15 protein-coding genes are annotated in these 14,260 nt (G+C 67.2%); 8 read left to right on the top strand and 7 right to left on the bottom strand.

From position 1 onward, the window contains the following. The first annotated feature begins 40 nt into the window (after window positions 1-40). Window positions 41-706, top strand: coding sequence for a GMP/IMP nucleotidase (gene yrfG / locus LT948_RS25935; protein WP_003135990.1), 666 nt, complete (start codon window positions 41-43; stop codon window positions 704-706). A gap of 51 nt (window positions 707-757) precedes the next feature. Here the strand turns inward: yrfG and lysM are convergent, their stop codons facing one another. After that, a complete protein-coding gene (lysM, locus tag LT948_RS25930) occupies window positions 758-1,195 on the bottom strand; it encodes a peptidoglycan-binding protein LysM (RefSeq protein WP_003096210.1) in 438 nt (145 codons plus the stop codon). A 173-nt stretch (window positions 1,196-1,368) separates the two neighbouring features. Here lysM and LT948_RS25925 point away from each other — a divergent pair, with 173 nt between their 5' ends. The 5 genes from LT948_RS25925 (at window position 1,369) to LT948_RS25905 (ending at window position 6,846) form a co-directional block, all read left to right on the top strand. After that, window positions 1,369-2,289 (top strand): LysR family transcriptional regulator, encoded by a 921-nt coding sequence (locus LT948_RS25925; protein WP_033961833.1) that lies wholly within the window; start codon window positions 1,369-1,371, stop codon window positions 2,287-2,289. 58 nt (window positions 2,290-2,347) lie between these two features. Beyond that, on the top strand, window positions 2,348-3,187 hold the full coding sequence (gene fdhD / locus LT948_RS25920; protein ID WP_003135991.1) for a formate dehydrogenase accessory sulfurtransferase FdhD: 840 nt from the start codon (window positions 2,348-2,350) through the stop codon (window positions 3,185-3,187). A 7-nt stretch (window positions 3,188-3,194) separates the two neighbouring features. Further along, complete coding sequence (locus LT948_RS25915) at window positions 3,195-5,516, top strand: FdhF/YdeP family oxidoreductase (protein WP_033937898.1); 2,322 nt, start codon at window positions 3,195-3,197, stop codon at window positions 5,514-5,516. A gap of 309 nt (window positions 5,517-5,825) precedes the next feature. Beyond that, complete coding sequence (locus tag LT948_RS25910; RefSeq protein WP_003096217.1) at window positions 5,826-6,341, top strand: hypothetical protein; 516 nt, start codon at window positions 5,826-5,828, stop codon at window positions 6,339-6,341. A 97-nt stretch (window positions 6,342-6,438) separates the two neighbouring features. Next, complete coding sequence (locus LT948_RS25905) at window positions 6,439-6,846, top strand: glycine zipper domain-containing protein (RefSeq protein WP_003096219.1); 408 nt, start codon at window positions 6,439-6,441, stop codon at window positions 6,844-6,846. A gap of 68 nt (window positions 6,847-6,914) precedes the next feature. On the opposite strand, the gene LT948_RS25900 is transcribed toward LT948_RS25905, so the two are convergent. Beyond that, window positions 6,915-7,130: a carbon storage regulator gene (locus LT948_RS25900; RefSeq protein WP_003096222.1), complete on the bottom strand. Its 216-nt coding sequence runs from the start codon at window positions 7,128-7,130 to the stop codon at window positions 6,915-6,917. Window positions 7,131-7,353: 223 nt separating this feature from the next. Between LT948_RS25900 and LT948_RS25895 the strand changes: the two genes are divergently transcribed. After that, window positions 7,354-7,911, top strand: coding sequence for a chorismate mutase (locus LT948_RS25895; protein WP_003118024.1), 558 nt, complete (start codon window positions 7,354-7,356; stop codon window positions 7,909-7,911). On the opposite strand, the gene LT948_RS25890 is transcribed toward LT948_RS25895, so the two are convergent. From LT948_RS25890 to LT948_RS25875, 4 genes are read right to left on the bottom strand one after another with little or no spacing between them, the layout of a single operon-like run. Continuing rightward, window positions 7,893-8,336 (bottom strand): acyl-CoA thioesterase, encoded by a 444-nt coding sequence (locus LT948_RS25890; RefSeq protein WP_003141906.1) that lies wholly within the window; start codon window positions 8,334-8,336, stop codon window positions 7,893-7,895. The genes LT948_RS25895 and LT948_RS25890 overlap by 19 nt on opposite strands. A gap of 22 nt (window positions 8,337-8,358) precedes the next feature. Then, window positions 8,359-9,522, bottom strand: a complete 1,164-nt coding sequence (locus LT948_RS25885) for an iron-containing alcohol dehydrogenase (RefSeq protein ID WP_009314468.1) — start codon at window positions 9,520-9,522, stop codon at window positions 8,359-8,361. Between the two features lie 26 nt (window positions 9,523-9,548). Continuing rightward, window positions 9,549-11,339: an acyl-CoA dehydrogenase C-terminal domain-containing protein gene (locus LT948_RS25880; RefSeq protein WP_003141910.1), complete on the bottom strand. Its 1,791-nt coding sequence runs from the start codon at window positions 11,337-11,339 to the stop codon at window positions 9,549-9,551. Between the two features lies 1 nt (window position 11,340). Next, window positions 11,341-12,576, bottom strand: a complete 1,236-nt coding sequence (locus tag LT948_RS25875; protein ID WP_003135998.1) for a 3-hydroxyacyl-CoA dehydrogenase — start codon at window positions 12,574-12,576, stop codon at window positions 11,341-11,343. Between the two features lie 142 nt (window positions 12,577-12,718). Here LT948_RS25875 and LT948_RS25870 point away from each other — a divergent pair, with 142 nt between their 5' ends. Beyond that, window positions 12,719-13,627 (top strand): LysR family transcriptional regulator, encoded by a 909-nt coding sequence (locus tag LT948_RS25870; protein ID WP_003096239.1) that lies wholly within the window; start codon window positions 12,719-12,721, stop codon window positions 13,625-13,627. Between the two features lie 14 nt (window positions 13,628-13,641). Here the strand turns inward: LT948_RS25870 and LT948_RS25865 are convergent, their stop codons facing one another. Next, complete coding sequence (locus LT948_RS25865) at window positions 13,642-14,244, bottom strand: nitroreductase family protein (protein WP_003136000.1); 603 nt, start codon at window positions 14,242-14,244, stop codon at window positions 13,642-13,644. Between the last annotated feature and the right edge of the window lie 16 nt (window positions 14,245-14,260).

Here is a 14,260-nt window from a genome sequence, read left to right as displayed (position 1 = left end):
ATTTCCGCATCGATCGCGACGAACCGCGACAAGAGCCGCCATGCCCACCCTGCCCTGGTCCGCCATCGACACCGTGCTGCTCGACATGGACGGCACCCTGCTCGACCTGCACTTCGACAACCACTTCTGGCTGGAACACCTGCCCCAGCGCTATGCCGAACGCAACGGCCTGAGTCGCGCCGAAGCCGATGCCGTGCTCGAGCCGCTGTTCCGCGAACACGCTGGCCAGCTCAACTGGTACTGCCTGGATTTCTGGAGCCGGGAACTGGACCTGTCGATCCGCGAACTCAAGCACGAGGTGGCGCACCTGATCTCGCTGCGTCCGCACGCCGATACCTTCCTCGCCGCCCTGCGCCAGGCCGGCAAGCGCGTGGCGCTGATCACCAACGCGCACCGCGACTCGCTGTCGCTGAAGCTGGAACGGATCGAACTGGCGCCCTATTTCGACCGACTGATCAGCTCCCACGACTACGGCTACCCGAAGGAGGACGCGCGCTTCTGGAGCGCCCTGCAAGCCGATTTCGGCTTCGACCCACAGCGCAGCCTGTTCATCGACGACAGCCTGCCGATCCTGCGCAGCGCCCGCGCCTATGGTGTCGCCCACCTGTTGGCGGTACGCCACCCAGACAGCCGTGGCCAGGTCCGGGACACCGAGGAGTTCGCTGCCCAGGAGGACTACCGGCGGCTGCTCGAAGGACTGCCGTAGCCGCGGAAACGAAAACCCCGCCACGCGGGCGGGGTTGGCGAAACGCCGGGATCACTCGGGAATGCGCAGGACCTGGCCGGGGTAGATCTTGTCCGGATGGCTGAGCATCGGCTTGTTGGCCTCGAAGATCTTCATGTAGGCGTTGGCATTGCCGTATTCGGCCTTGGCGATGGCGCTCAGGGTGTCGCCTTTCTTCACGGTGACGAAGCGCGCCTCCGGAGCGGCCTGGGCCACGGTGATCTTGTCTTCCACCGAGGAGACGCCGGCGACGTTGCCCAGCGCCAGCAGGATCTTCTCTTTCTCCTCCTGGCTGGCCACCTCGCCCGAGGCGATGACCTTGTCGCCTTCCACCGAAACCTGGATGTTCGGGTTGCCCAGGCCGACCTTGGCGACGTGCTCCTTCAGCGACTCGGCCGCCTGTGCCTCATGCCCCGTCAGCGTATCCCACAGCTTTTCACCGGCTTCCTTCACGAACGCGAAAATACCCATCTTTGGTTCTCCCTTTACGGTTACGGTTGCAAGCGGCCGGCGCAATCCCGATCCGCGACTAGCCAAGTCTAGACTGCAAAAACCGGCGAAATATCCCTAGCCTCCTTCGCCACCCCATAACACTGCGCCCATTCGCGTTAAGATTCGGCGACACCCCCGCCACGGAAGCGCCGATGGACATCAAGCAACTGAAATTCCTCTGCGCCCTCGACGAAACCCGCCACTTCGGCCAGGCCGCCGCACGCTGCCACGTCACCCAGCCGACCCTGTCCATGCGCCTGCGCAGCCTGGAGGAAGAACTCGGCCTGGAACTGGTGCGACGCAGCCAGCGCTTCGAAGGCTTCACCGAGGCCGGCGAGCGCGTACTGGCCTGGGCACGCAGCCTGCTGGCGGCCCAGGAAGGGCTGTACGCGGAAGCCGCCGCCTGCCGCGGGCAACTGGTCGGGACCTTGCGCCTGGGTGTGGTGCCGCTGGCCAGCTTCGACCCGATGCGCCTGGTCCAGCACATGGCCGGGCGCCACCCGGAGTTGCGTTTCCAGCTCTATTCCCTGAGTTCGGAACAGGTACTCGAAGGCCTGGCGCGCAACCAGTTCGATCTCGGCGTCTCTTATCTGGACCGTCTGGACCGCAGCCATTTCGAGGGCATCGAACTGGCGGAGACCCGCATGGGCCTGCTCCATCACCCCAGCCATTTCCCGCTCGACGCCGCGCTGCTGAACTGGGATGCGCTGGCTGGCCTGCCGCTGGGCCTGCTCTCGGCGGGCATGCACTTCCGCCAATCCATCGACCACAACTTCCGCAGCCGCGGGCTGAGCCCCATCGCGCGCCTGGAAACCGACTCGGTGCAGCAACTGCTGCAGGCGGTGCAGCGTGGCTTGTGCTGCGCGATCATGCCGTTGGGCAGCGAAGTCGACGACGAGTTGCGCCTGGTCCCCATCAAGGACGCCCATACCCTGGCAGCGCTCGGCCTGATCATTCGCAGCGGACAACCGCGCTCGGCGCTGGCCGAAGCCTGCTTCGAGGAGGCCCGGACCTGGCTGGCGCCCGCCGGCTTGATAGACCCTGTCGATCAGGGTATCGGCACAACCGATTAGACGCCGCTCCGCGACAGGCCTAGGCTGGCTCCACACCTAGAACGATAGGGCCCAGCCCATGCCTTGCCAGCCTGCATGCCCGGTATCCGCCGATACCTGGGCGCCTTCCGCCGTTCCCGACGTTTACCGCTACGCCGACCTGCACCTGCCGCAGCAGATCGGCCAGGCCTCCCTTGCCGCCGAGTGTGCCCTGGCGATCAGTTACAACGGACTGAACCAGGCGGTGATGATGGCCTCGCCCGAGGACATCGAGGATTTCGTCCGCGGCTTCAGCCTCAGCAGTGGCTTCGTACAGGCCATCGACGAAATCTATGAAATCCGCGTCAGCGGCCAGGGCGAATCCCTCCACGCCGAGGTCGAGATCAGCAGCCGCGCATTCTGGAACCTCAAGCGCCAGCGCCGGCAACTGGCCGGCACGTCAGGCTGCGGCCTGTGCGGCGTCGAAGCCCTGGAGCAGGCGCTGCCGCAACTGCCGGAGCGGTCGTCGCAGGCGCTGCCTCCCGCCGCCCATCTCGGCGCCCTGCGCCAGCGTATCGAGCAGGCCCAGCGACTGGCGCGCCATAGCGGCGCCCTGCATGCCGCGCTGTATTTCGACGGGCATGGCGAGCTGCGCCTGTGTCGCGAGGACATCGGCCGCCACAACGCCCTCGACAAGCTGATCGGCGCCCTGCATGGACAGGGACTGGACGCTGCGCAGGGCTTCGCCGTGGTCACCAGCCGCTGCAGCCTGGAGCTTATCCACAAGGCCGTACGCGCCGGGATCGGCACCCTGGTCAGCCTCTCCGCGCCAACCGCCCTGACCGTGCAATGGGCGCGCCGCCACCAGCTGAACCTGATCCACCAGCCCCATCACAGTGCCCCGCGGGTCTACAGCCCGGCGCCGGCCGCAACCGAGTGAGTCCGTCATGAGCCTGCAACCTCTCCAACCCCGCTACAAGCCCTACGCCGGTGCCGCCGCCGGCTGGGGCGCGCTGCGCAGCGTGGCGCACTTCTGGCTGGACAGCAAACAGCCGTTCAAGAACCTCCGCGCCCTGCTCAAGACCAACCAGAACGGCGGTTTCGACTGCCCCGGCTGCGCCTGGGGCGACTCGCCGGAAGACGGCCGGGTGAAGTTCTGCGAGAACGGTGCCAAGGCAGTCAACTGGGAAGCCACCAAGCGCCGCGTCGACACGGCGTTCTTCGCCCGTTACAGCGTCAGCGCCCTGCGCGAACAGAGCGACTACTGGCTGGAATACCAGGGCCGCCTCACCGGACCGATGCGCTACGACCCGCTCAGCGACCACTACCAGCCGATCACCTGGGACGCCGCCTTCGCCCTGGTCGCCGAGCACCTGCGACGCCTGGATAGCCCCGACCAGGCGGAGTTCTATACCTCCGGGCGGGCCAGCAACGAGGCGGCCTACCTCTACCAGTTGTTCGTCCGCGCGTTCGGCACCAACAACTTCCCCGACTGCTCGAACATGTGCCACGAGGCCAGCGGCGTGGCACTGGGCCGCAGCGTCGGGGTCGGCAAGGGCAGCGTGACCTTCGACGACTTCGAACACGCCGACGCGATCTTCATCCTTGGGCAGAACCCCGGCACCAACCACCCGCGCATGCTCGAGCCGCTGCGCGAAGCAGTGAAGCGCGGCGCCCAGGTGGTCTGCTTCAACCCTCTCAAGGAGCGCGGCCTGGAGCGCTTCCAGCATCCGCAGAATGCGCTGGAAATGCTGACCAACGGGTCCTCGCCGCTGAACACCGCGTTCTTCCGTCCGGCACTGGGCGGCGACATGGCGGCGATCCGCGGGATCGCCAAGTTCCTCCTCGCCTGGGAGCGCGACGCCCAGGCCGAGGGCGGCGAGCCGGTATTCGACCACGCCTTCATCGCCGAGCACACCGACGGCCTCGAGGCCTACCTGGCCGAACTGGATGCCACCCCCTGGGAACACCTGGAGCGCCAGTCCGGGCTGAGCCTGGCGGAAATCGAGCAGGCTGCGCGGATGTACCGGCGGGCGAACAGGGTCATCGTCTGCTGGGCGATGGGCATCACCCAGCACCATCATTCGGTGGCGATCATCCAGGAAATCGTCAACCTGCAACTCCTGCGCGGCAACCTGGGCCGCCCGGGCGCCGGTCTCTGCCCGGTCCGCGGCCACAGCAACGTGCAGGGCGACCGCACCATGGGCATCAACGAGCGGCCGCCGGCGGCGCTGCTCGACGCACTGGAACGGCGCTTCGGCTTCGAAGTGCCACGCCACAACGGGCACAACGCCGTCGAGGCGATCGCCGCGATGCTCGCCGGCAAGTCGAAGGTCTTCATCGGCCTGGGCGGCAATTTCGCCCAGGCCACCCCGGACAGTCTGCGCACCCACGCCGCCCTGGCGTCATGCGACCTGACCGTGCACATCAGCACCAAGCTCAACCGCAGCCACCTGACCACCGGCCGCGACGCACTGATCCTGCCCTGCCTGGGGCGCACCGACATCGACCGCCAGGCCGAAGGCCCGCAGGCGGTCACGGTGGAAGACTCGTTCAGCATGATCCACGCGTCCTACGGGCAACTGGAGCCGCTCTCGCAGCAGATGCGTTCGGAGCCGGCGATCATCGCCGGCATCGCCAAGGCAACCCTGGGCAACCATCCGGTGGACTGGGACGCGCTGATCGCCAACTACGAGCGCATCCGCGAGCTGATCGCCGACACCATCCCCGGTTTCGCCGACTTCAACCGCCGCGTCCGGCATCCCGGCGGCTTCTACCTCGGCAACGCCGCCGGAGAACGGCGCTGGAACACCGCCAGCGGCAAGGCCAACTTCGTCGCCAACCCGCTGCCCCGCGACCTGTTGCCGGCACAGGTGCGCGACAGTGGCCTCGAACCCGACCTGATCCTGCAGACCCTGCGCTCCCATGACCAGTACAACACCACCATCTACGGCCTGGACGATCGCTATCGCGGAGTGAAGGGCCAGCGCGAAGTGGTATTCGCCAACGAGGCGGATATCCGCCGCCTGGGCTACCAGCCGGGCGACAAGGTCGACCTGGTCTCGCTGTGGAGCGATGGCATCGAACGCCGGGTACGCCGCTTCACCCTGCTCGCCTTCGACATCCCGGCCGGCCAGGCAGCCGCCTACTACCCGGAAACCAATCCCCTGGTGCCGCTGGAGAGCGTCGGCGTCGGCAGCCATACGCCGACTTCGAAGTTCATCGCGGTACGCCTGGAAAAGGCCACGGGCGACGGGCGCATTATCTGAAGCCCACGAAAAACGCCGCCTCCTGCAACAGGAGGCGGCGTCTTAAGGAAAAAGTCGATGAAAGGCCTTGAAGGCAGGCCGCTCGTCGGCGTTAGAATGGCCAGCATCCCGCCAGCAAAAATACCGATTTCGACCCTGAAATCGCGTTTCGCATTCGGTTTAAGACCGCCTCCGCCGAAGAAAGTTCCCCATAAAAAACAAGCACTTGGAATATTTCGAGTTTGTTCTACCAATCGTCGGCTGACGCTTGTCAGCGGTTTGGGCCAACCCCAGCATCGCAGCCGTCATCCCCACAGAGAGAAACTCTCTATGAAGTATTCCTCGATACTCCTGTTGTCCCTGAGTCTGGTCGGTGGTACCGCCTTCGCAGGCGACAACACCCGCGCGGCCATCGGCGGCGCCTTGGGCGGGGTGTTGGGTTCGGTCGTCGGCGATGCGGTCGGCGGCAGCACTGGCGCCGCGATCGGTAGCGGCATCGGTGGCGCTGCGGGCGGTGCAGTCGGCGCCGGACGCGGTAACAAGACCGAAGCGGCGATCGGCGGCGGCCTCGGTGCCGCAGGCGGTAACGTCATCGGCCGGCAGATCGGTGGCAGCACCGGTGGCCTGATCGGCGCGGCCCTCGGCGGCGCCGGCGGCGGCGCGCTGGGCAACCATTATGGCGACGGCAACCGCCGCTACGACGACGATGACGACTACCGCGACCGTCGCTACTACCGCCGCGCCGGCTATCGCGATGGCTATTACCGGCATGACAACGGCCATCACTATGGCCGGTACAAGAAGTGGAAGCGCCATAAGCATCATCGTCGCTACTACGACGACTGATTCCTCCGCTCCCCACGACGCAAAGGCCGGGCCTGATGGTCCGGCCTTTGTGCGAACGACCGTATTTCCCTCCTGATTCAACGATGAGGCACGCACGATGCGTAAATCTCTCCTGGTAATCGCGTTCGGCCTGCTGGGCGCACAAGCCGCGTTCGCCGGCGACTCCACCAAGACCGCCGTGGGCGGCGGCGTGGGCGGCGCCCTGGGCAACGTCGTGGGCAACGCCATCGGCGGTAGCACCGGTGCGGCCATAGGTGCCGGCCTAGGTGGCGCGGCCGGCGGCGCGATGACCGCCAAGGACGGGCGCAAGACCGAAGCAGCCCTGGGTGGCGGGCTCGGCGCGGCCGGCGGTTCGGTGATCGGCAACAAGCTGGGCGGCAGCACCGGCGCGACCATCGGTGCGGGCCTAGGGGGTGCTGCGGGTGGCGCGGTCGGTAACAACCTGGGCAAGGACAACGACAGCGGTCACCGCGGCAAGAAACACCGCAAGCACAAGCATCGTTGATCGGCATGCTTGCCGAAGCCGATGTGGAAAAGCCCCGCGACCGCGGGGCTTTTACTTTCTACCGTTCGTCAGCCTTTCGGTGCCGTCTTCAACTCGTCGCGAACGATCAGGACGCCACGCGGCGCCTCGATCCCGACCCGGGCCTGGTTGCCGATGATATCGGTGACCAGGATCCGGATGCCGCCTTCGCGCAATTGCCGAATCAGTTCCTCCGCCGGGTAGTCGGCCTTGAGGGACAGGGTGATGCCTTCGCCTTCTCGGCGGGAGAGTATCAGGAAACCCATGTTCCGCGTCCTTGCCAGTCATAGCAGGGGCAAACCGGCCCCTTTGGTGAATGAAATGGTGTGGAGGGATGGTCACAGAACATTGCTCCAGCGTCGAGACTGCAAACGTTCAATCAGAAATGTCCCATCCAGCGCTTCCTCATCGCCTCACGCCATGTCATGGATTGTCGCACCGGGCTCGCTTTGCTAGCGTGCCCGGCATCAATTCAATCGAGATTTCCAGATGCGCCCGTCGTTCGCCAGTTGGGGCCTGCTTGCCCTCCTGCTCCTGCAAGGCCCGTTGCTCCAGGCCCAGCCGCTGTCACCGGCTCTCCAGCAACTGTTGAGCCTGAGCAGCCAGCGTTTGCAACTAGCCGATCAGGTAGCCCAGAGCAAGGCCCAGTCGGGCAAGGCGGTACAGGACAGCCCGCGGGAAGAACAACAGTTGCAGATGCTCGCCGGACAAGCCGGGAGCCACGGGGTCGGCGCCGAGCAGGTGCGCCTGCTGTTCGCCGCGCAGATCGAGGCGAACAAGCTGGTCCAGTACCGCCTGCTCAGCCGGCCGCTACCGGACGCTGGCCAGGCGGTCGACCTGGAGCGCATCCGCAGCCGCCTCAATCAGCTCAACCTGGAGCTGCTGCGCGGCTACGCCCCGGCGCTCGCCGAACTGCGCGTCGACGACTGCCGGCCGAGGCTCAACCAGGCGCTGCAACGGCAGGTACGCGACGATCGCCTGGACGAGCTGCACGCCATCGCCCTGTCACGGGCGGCGGGCGATCTCTGTCACTGGGCCGCGCTCTGAAGCGCGGCCAGCGCATCGCGTAGTCCCTGCGGAATGGCCACCGGGCGGCTGCTTCGGCGCTCCACGAAGACATGCACGAAACGCCCGGCCGCGCAGGCCTCCCGCTCCCCTTCGAGGAACAAGGCCAGTTCGTACTGCACCGAGCTGTTGCCCAGGCGCGCCACCCGCAGGCCCATCTCGATCCGCTGGGGGAAGGCCACCGGCGCGAAATAGTCGCAACTGGAACTGACCACCAGGCCGATCACTTCGCCGCCCTGGATATCCAGGCCGCCGCGCTCGATCAGGTAGGTATTCACCGCCGTGTCGAAGAACGCATAGTAGGTCACGTTGTTCACGTGTCCGTAGATGTCGTTGTCGTGCCAGCGCGTGGTGATCGGCTGGAAATGAAGGTACTGCTCGCGCAGCGGTCGCGGGGCGGTCGCCATGCCCGGTCCTCGTAGAAGGGATTCAGTATGCCGCGCGATAGATCGCCAGGGCGTCCGCCTCGCCGACCTCGCGTGGGTTGTTGACCAGCAGACGCTGCTGGAGCATCGCGTCGGCGGCCAGGCGCGGCAGCATCGCCTCGTCCACCCCGGCGTCGCGCAAGCGGCTCGGCAGGCCGTTGCGCGGACTGAGCTGGGCCAGTTCGTCGATCAGCTGCGCGGTAAGCGCGTCGCGATCGCCCGGACGCAAGCGGTCGCCCAGCAGCAGCGGCGCCAGCTCGGCATAGAGTCCAGCGGCAGCGGGAGCGTTGAAACGGATCACCTCCGGTAACACCAGCGCGTTGCTCAGGCCGTGGGGAATGTGGAAATGCCCTCCCAGCGGATAGGCCAGGGCATGTACCGCCGCCACCGGCGCATTGGCGAAGGCCTGCCCGGCCAGGCAGGCGCCCAGCAGCATGGCCTGGCGCGCCTCGCGGTCGCCGCCGTCGCCTACCGCGCGTTCCAGGTTGGCCGCCAGCAAGCGCAACGCCTCCCGCGCCAGCAGGTCGGACAGCGGGTTCTTCTTCAGCTTGCTGGTATAGCTCTCGATCGCATGCACCATCGCGTCGATACCGGTCGCCGCGGTGACCGCCGGCGGCAGCCCGAGGGTCAGGTCGGCATCGAGCAGCGCCAGATCGGGCAGCAGGTAGGGCGAGACCACACCCATCTTGGTGGTCTCGCCAGTGGTGACGATGGCGATCGGCGTCACCTCGGAGCCGGTCCCGGCGGTGGTCGGCACCTGGATCAGCGGCAGGCGCGGCCCGCGTGCGTTGCCGACCCCGAAGACCTCGCCGAGCCCCTGCCCTGCCTCTGGATGGGCGAGCAGCGCGACCAGCTTGGCCACGTCCATGGAACTGCCACCGCCGAAACCGACCACCAGCTCGGCAGCCATGGCCCGCGCCCGCCCGAGCGCGGCCTCGACCACCGATTCAGGCGGATCGGCGAGCACCTGGTCGTACACCTCGACGGCCAGGCCCAGGCGCGGGAAGCCGGGCAGGATCGCATCCAGCAAGCCGAGCCGGGTGATCCCCGGGTCGGTCACGATCAACACGCGGCGCGCCCTTCGCTCGCGGCAGAGTTCAGCCAGGCGGATGGCGGAGCCGACCTCGCAGAGGATCTGCGCGGTAGTGGCGAAACTGAAAGCTTGCATATCGGTCTCCCTGGGCGAGACGCCCGTCAGAACGAGAAATGCTCCTCGGGCAGGGCCATCAGGCAGTCGGCGCCGCCGAGCAAGGCTTCGCGGTGCATGCTCGCCCGCGGCAGGATGCGCCGCAGGTAGAAATCGGCGCTGCGCAGCTTGGCCCGATAGAAATCGCCCTCGCCGGAGCCGCCGTCCAGCGCTTCCTGGGCTCGTGCAGCGGCTTGCAACCAGAGGGCCGCGAGCAATACGTAGGCGCTGTACTGGAGGAAGTCCACGGAAGTGGCGCCGATCTCCTGGGGATCGCGGGCGCAGGCCTCGAGTACCTGGCCGGTGAGCTGCCGCCACTCCTCCAGGCGTTGCAGCACCGGCTCGACCAGCGGCGCCAGCGCAGCACGCCCTTGCAGCGCCTCGCTGGCCGCCGCCAGTTCGCCTTGCAGCGCCAGCAGTTCGCCGCCCTGGTCGCCGAGCAGCTTGCGGCGGACCAGATCGAGCGCCTGGATGCCATTGGTGCCTTCGTAGATCTGGGTGATGCGACTGTCGCGCATCAATTGCTCCATGCCCCATTCGCGGATGAAGCCGTGACCGCCATAGACCTGTACGCCGAGGCTGGCGACTTCCTGGCCGACATCGGTAAGGAAGGCCTTGACGATGGGGATCAGCAGCGCTGCACGGCGCGTCGCCGCGCGCCGGCCGTCGGCATCCGGATGGCCGTGTTCCAGGTCGAGCTGGCGTGCACAGCAGGCCGCCAGCATGCGGCAGCCTTCGACCAGGGTCTTCTGGGTCAGCAGCATGCGCCGTACGTCGGGGTGCACGATGATCGGGTCGGCGGCCTTGTCCGGTGCCTGCGGGCCGACCAGGGCGCGCGACTGCAGGCGCTCGCGGGCGTAGCCGAGGGCGCCCTGGAAGGCCCGTTCGGCGATACCCAGGCCCTGCAGGCCGACCTGGAAGCGCGCATCGTTCATCATCGTGAACATGCAGGCCAGGCCCTGGTTCGCCTGGCCCAGCAGCCAGCCCCTGGCGCCGTCGAAGTTCATCACGCAGGTGGAAGCGCCCTTGATCCCCATCTTGTGCTCGATGGCGCCGCACCCCAGGCTGTTGCGCTCGCCCAGGGAGCCATCGGGATTGGCGACGAACTTCGGCACCAGGAACAGACTGATGCCCTTCACCCCGGCCGGCGCGTCCGCCAGGCGCGCCAGCACCAGGTGGACGATGTTCTCGGTGAGGTCCTGCTCGCCACCGCTGATGAAGATCTTGCTGCCGCTGATCGCGTAGCTGCCGTCGGCCTGCGCCTCGGCGCGGGTGCGCAGGAGGGCGAGGTCGGTGCCGGCCTGGGGTTCGGTCAGGCACATGGTGCCGGCCCATTCGCCGCTCACCAGCTTGGCCAGGTAGTCGCGCCGCAACGCCTCGTCGCCATGCTTGTACAGGGCCAGCACGGCGCCCTCGGTCAGCCCCGAATAGACGCGGAAGGACAGGCTGGCGGCCATCAGCATCTCGTGGAAGCACGCGGAGACCATCTGCGGGAAGCCCTGGCCGCCGTACTCGGTGGGTCCGGTCATGCTCGCCCAGCCGTTCTCGCTGTACTGCCGGTAGGCTTCGCGAAAGCCGGTGGGGGTGGTCACCACGCCATCCTTCAGCTTCGCGCCTTCCTCGTCGCTGTTGCGATTGAGCGGCGCCACCACCTGGCCGGTGTAGCGCGCGCCTTCCTCGAGCACGCCGTCGATCAGTTCGCGATCGATGCCGTTGCCCAGCAGTTCGCAATGCGCGCCGACATCGAACAGTTCATGGAGAACGAAGCGCATGTCGCGCAAGGGGGCCTGGTAATCCATCTCAGCGCACCTCCTGCAGGTCGGCGAAGGCTCCGCCCTCGGCGGCCAGGCGCTCGACCAGGGACGCCGGCTTCCAGCGCGCGCCGTGGCGCTGTTCGAGGAAACGCAGGCGTTGCAGCAGCTCGGCCACGCCGAGGCGATCGGCCCAGGCCATGGGACCGCCCTCCGCGGCGGGGAAGCCGTAGCCGTTCAGGTAGACAGTGTCGATGTCGGCGCTACGGGCGGCGATACCCTCGTCGAGGATCTTCGCGCCCTCGTTGACCAGCGCCAGCAGGCAACGCTCGAGGATTTCCTCGTCGGCGAAATCGCGCCGCGGGTAGCCCAGCGTCTCGGCGACCCGGAGCACCAGGGCATCCACCTCGGTATCGTGCTCCGCCTGGCGGCTGCCCGGCGCGTAGCGGTAGTAACCGGCACCGCTCTTCTGGCCGAAGCGGCCCAGCTCGCAAAGGCGGTTGTCCACCTGCACGGCCGGCTGGTCCTGGCCGACCCCGGCCAACTCGCGGGCGCGCCACTCCAGGTCGATACCGACCACGTCGTACATGCGGAACGGCCCCATGGCGAAACCGAACGCCTGGAGAGCCCGGTCCACCTGGTACGGCAGGGCGCCTTCCAGCAGCATCAGGCGGGCCTCGGTGGCGTAGGGTTCGAGCATGCGGTTGCCGATGAAGCCGTGGCAGTTGCCGGCCACCACGCTGACCTTGCCCATCCGCTCGCCCAGCGCCAGGGCCGCCTCCAGCACCGCCGGCGCGGTCTGCGCGCCGCGCACGATCTCCAGCAGCCGCATGATGTGGGCCGGGCTGAAGAAGTGCAGGCCGAGCACCTGACCCGGACGCGCGGTGACCGCGGCGATGGCGTCGATGTCCAGGTAGGAAGTATTGCTGGCCAGCACCGCGGAGGGCTTCAGCGCCGCGTCCAGCTCGCGGAAGATCGATTGCTTGAGTTCCAGGTTCTCGTAGACCGCCTCGATCACCAGGTCCGCCTCGCGCATCGCGGCGAGGTGCTGGACCGGCGTGATGCGGGCGCGGCGCGCGGCCGCTTCCTCTTCGCCGATGCGCCCCTGACGCACGTTGTGCGCGTAGGTGTCGGCCACGGCGCCGAGCGCCTGGTTGAGCATCTGCGGGTTGCTGTCCAGCCACTGCACGTCGAGACCGGCGTTGGCCAGGCACATGACGATACCGCGACCCATGGTGCCGGCGCCGATCACCGCGGCCTGGCGGAAGGAAAAGTTCTGGCTCATGGTCTTGTCCTCGTTGTAGCGAGCGCAGGAGGAACGGTGGATGAAACCTGGGGCAGTCCGACCGCACAAAAAGCGACCACTACCTTAGGGGAAGGTCGTACTATTTTTGAAATTTAGTCTTGTGATAGCTGGAATTCAGGCAATGAATATCCAAACCTTCGACCTCAACCTGCTACGCGTCCTCGACGCCCTGCTGCGCGAACGCAACGTCTCGCGCGCGGCGGAGCGCCTGGCGCTGAGCCAGCCGGCAGTGAGCAATGCACTGAACCGCCTGCGCGAGCTGCTCGACGACCCGCTGCTGGTCCGCGCCGGTCGTGCGATGCAGCCGACGCCCCGGGCGCTGGCGCTGGAAGCGCCGATCCGCGCGGCGCTGCGGCAGATCGAACAGAGCCTGGGCGACGGCGAGGGCTTCGATCCCGGGCGCAGCCGGCAGCGCTTCACCGTAGCGGTGACCGACTACGTCGAACTGATCTGCATGCCCGCCCTGATGCGCCGCCTGAGTGAGCGGGCGCCGGGAATCTCCATCGCCATCCAGCACCTGACCCCGACCTTGCCGGCCGAGGCGCTGGACAAAGGCGAACTGGACCTGGTGCTAGGCCGCTTCGAAAACGTCCCGGCGCGCTTCCAGCGCCGCCATTGGGCCAGCGAGACCCTGCAACTGGTCGCCCGACGTCAGCACCCGCTGCTGGCGCAGGCTCCCGACCTGGCCACCTTTCTGGAGCTACAGCACCTGTGGGTGCACGGCGGGCAGACCAAGGGGATGGTCGACCAGTGGCTGGGCAGCCAGGGGCTCAAGCGGCAAGTGGCCTACACCACACCGAACTACCTGCAGGCAGCGCACATCGCCGCGTACAGCGACCTGGTCGGCGTCCTGCCGCGACAACTGGCGCACTACTTCGAACGATTGCTGCCCCTGCAATCGTTCGACCTGCCGTTCGACCTCGGCCCGTTCCACCTGGAACTGGTGTTTCTGGCCCAGCGCGAACGCGACATCGCCCTGCAATGGCTGGTCGAACAGATCCGCCAGGTCGGGGCCGCCGGACCGGACTAGGGGAATCCGGGCAGTCAGAAGCGGTCGCGGATGACCAGTTCTTCCCGCGGCAGCTTGCCGCTGCGCGGCCAGGGTTCAACGGCCTTTTTCCCGACCGCGACCATCAGGCCGATCACATGGTTGTCCGGCAGGTTGATCAGCCGGGCCACGGCATCGAAGTCGAAACCATCCATCGGACACGAATCCAGGCCCTGGCCGCGGGCGACCAGCATCAGGGTCTGCGCCAGCAGGCCGCAACTGCGCATGGCTTCGTCGCGCTGTACCTGGGGCTTGCCGCGGTAGTAGGTGTCGATGGCGCCTGCCATGAACGCCTGTACCGCCTCGGGAGCACCGTCCCAGACCCGCTGCGCGTTGCGCTCCCAACTGTCGAGCTGGGCGCACACCACCACCAGCATCGCCGCGTCGGTGACCTGCGCCTGGTCCCAGGCCACTTCACGCAACTGCGTGCGCAATTGCGGATCGCTGACCTCGACCAGCCGCACGTGTTGCAGGTTGAAGGCGGAAGGCGCATGCAGTGCCAGGTCCAGGAGATGGTCCTTCTCTTCGCGAGTCAGGCTGAAGGATGAGTCGTAGCCCTTGATGGCACGGCGACTCCGAACGGCGTCTTCGATATGCATGGGGGAAATCCACTGC

The sequence above is a fragment of the Pseudomonas sp. CP-1 genome (assembly GCF_021213715.1).
Classification (GTDB): Bacteria; Pseudomonadota; Gammaproteobacteria; order Pseudomonadales; family Pseudomonadaceae; genus Pseudomonas; species Pseudomonas aeruginosa.
The sequence above is the reverse complement of the archived record's forward strand: the minus strand, read 5'-3'. Positions and strand labels throughout refer to the sequence as shown.

What these genes read in the sequence shown, in the direction of transcription:
- yrfG (WP_003135990.1), top strand. Translation starts at nt 41, where the DNA reads ATGCCCACCCTGCCCTGGTCCGCCATCGACACCGTGCTGCTCGACATG.
- LT948_RS25890 (WP_003141906.1), bottom strand. Translation starts at nt 8,336, where the DNA reads ATGGCGACCGCCCCGCGACCGCTGCGCGAGCAGTACCTTCATTTCCAG.
- LT948_RS25910 (WP_003096217.1), top strand. Translation starts at nt 5,826, where the DNA reads ATGAAGTATTCCTCGATACTCCTGTTGTCCCTGAGTCTGGTCGGTGGT.
- LT948_RS25915 (WP_033937898.1), top strand. Translation starts at nt 3,195, where the DNA reads ATGAGCCTGCAACCTCTCCAACCCCGCTACAAGCCCTACGCCGGTGCC.
- LT948_RS25865 (WP_003136000.1), bottom strand. Translation starts at nt 14,244, where the DNA reads ATGCATATCGAAGACGCCGTTCGGAGTCGCCGTGCCATCAAGGGCTAC.
- LT948_RS25900 (WP_003096222.1), bottom strand. Translation starts at nt 7,130, where the DNA reads ATGGGTTTCCTGATACTCTCCCGCCGAGAAGGCGAAGGCATCACCCTG.
- fdhD (WP_003135991.1), top strand. Translation starts at nt 2,348, where the DNA reads ATGCCTTGCCAGCCTGCATGCCCGGTATCCGCCGATACCTGGGCGCCT.
- LT948_RS25895 (WP_003118024.1), top strand. Translation starts at nt 7,354, where the DNA reads ATGCGCCCGTCGTTCGCCAGTTGGGGCCTGCTTGCCCTCCTGCTCCTG.
- LT948_RS25875 (WP_003135998.1), bottom strand. Translation starts at nt 12,576, where the DNA reads ATGAGCCAGAACTTTTCCTTCCGCCAGGCCGCGGTGATCGGCGCCGGC.
- LT948_RS25870 (WP_003096239.1), top strand. Translation starts at nt 12,719, where the DNA reads ATGAATATCCAAACCTTCGACCTCAACCTGCTACGCGTCCTCGACGCC.
- LT948_RS25880 (WP_003141910.1), bottom strand. Translation starts at nt 11,339, where the DNA reads ATGGATTACCAGGCCCCCTTGCGCGACATGCGCTTCGTTCTCCATGAA.
- LT948_RS25905 (WP_003096219.1), top strand. Translation starts at nt 6,439, where the DNA reads ATGCGTAAATCTCTCCTGGTAATCGCGTTCGGCCTGCTGGGCGCACAA.
- LT948_RS25925 (WP_033961833.1), top strand. Translation starts at nt 1,369, where the DNA reads ATGGACATCAAGCAACTGAAATTCCTCTGCGCCCTCGACGAAACCCGC.
- LT948_RS25885 (WP_009314468.1), bottom strand. Translation starts at nt 9,522, where the DNA reads ATGCAAGCTTTCAGTTTCGCCACTACCGCGCAGATCCTCTGCGAGGTC.
- lysM (WP_003096210.1), bottom strand. Translation starts at nt 1,195, where the DNA reads ATGGGTATTTTCGCGTTCGTGAAGGAAGCCGGTGAAAAGCTGTGGGAT.